The organism is Nonomuraea sp. CX421, from assembly GCF_059358955.1.
In genome coordinates this window covers 1-975 of the sequence record NZ_JCADBK010000065.1, presented here as the reverse complement: position 1 = coordinate 975, position 975 = coordinate 1, and the positions used below count along the sequence as shown (strand labels likewise).

Below are 975 nucleotides of genomic sequence, written 5' to 3'. Positions count from 1 at the left end.
CTGTAGCCCGCTACGCCTCGCGCGATCAGACTCGCGCGATCAGACTCGCGCCATCAGAAGGGCAGTCCTCGTGGGTGTGACCGACCGGCGAACGTCCGAGATGGCGGTGTACCTCGTGCTGACCGCCGCGATGGCATTGTTCGGCAGTGCCTTCGCCGCGTCCAAGGTCCTGGCGGACACGCTGCCCCCCGAAGTCGCGGCGGCCCTGCGTTTCGGGTGTGGTGCGCTCGTCCTGCTGGTGTGGCTCGGCGTCACGGGTCGTGGGTTCGGCCTGCCTGCCCGTGACTGGCCGCGGATCCTGGTGGCGGGAGCCCTGGGCGTGTTCGCCTTCAACTGGCTGTTCTTCTGGGGGTTGCACCAGTCACCGTCCGTCGACGGAAGCATTCTCGTGCCGGTGCTCAGCCCGGTGTTGACCACGGCGGTCTCGGCATTGTTCCTCCGCGACACCGTCTCGCCCGCGCGGATCGCCGGCCTGACCGTGGGTGTCGGCGGGGCACTGCTGTTCCTGCTCGGCGTGGGCGGCCCAGCCAACGGCCGGCGGCTGATCGGCGATCTGGCCTATGTGGCCGGTGCGGGGGTCTGGGCCGCGTACACGTTGCTCGGCCAGCGAATTCTCGCAGGCATCGACCCGCTGAAGGCGACAGCCCTCACCATGTCTGCCGGTTCCCTCATGCTCCTCCTGGCAGCCGGGCCGGCGCTGCCGTCCGTGGCCTGGTCGAGCCTGTCCGCCGGGATCTGGCTCACCATCGCCTACCTCGGCGTCTTCCCGACTGCCATCGCCTATGTCGCCTACTTTCACGGCATCCGGACGATCGGCCCGGCCCGTACTTCGATCATGATGTTGCTCGTCCCGGTCTTCGGTGCCTCGGGAAGCCTCATCGTGCTTCACGAGTCACTGACTCCCGTCCAATACGCGGGTGGCGCGCTGATGCTCGCCGGAGCCCTGCTCGCCATGGCGCGCGACGCCTTCGCCGC

The 975-nt window shown here is 68.8% G+C and carries 1 protein-coding gene; it reads left to right on the top strand.

The features are described from left to right. Window positions 1-106: 106 nt before the first annotated feature. Window positions 107-975 (top strand): DMT family transporter (locus AC5L3X_RS39150; RefSeq protein WP_494863853.1); only part of this gene is annotated, 869 nt, incomplete at its 3' end.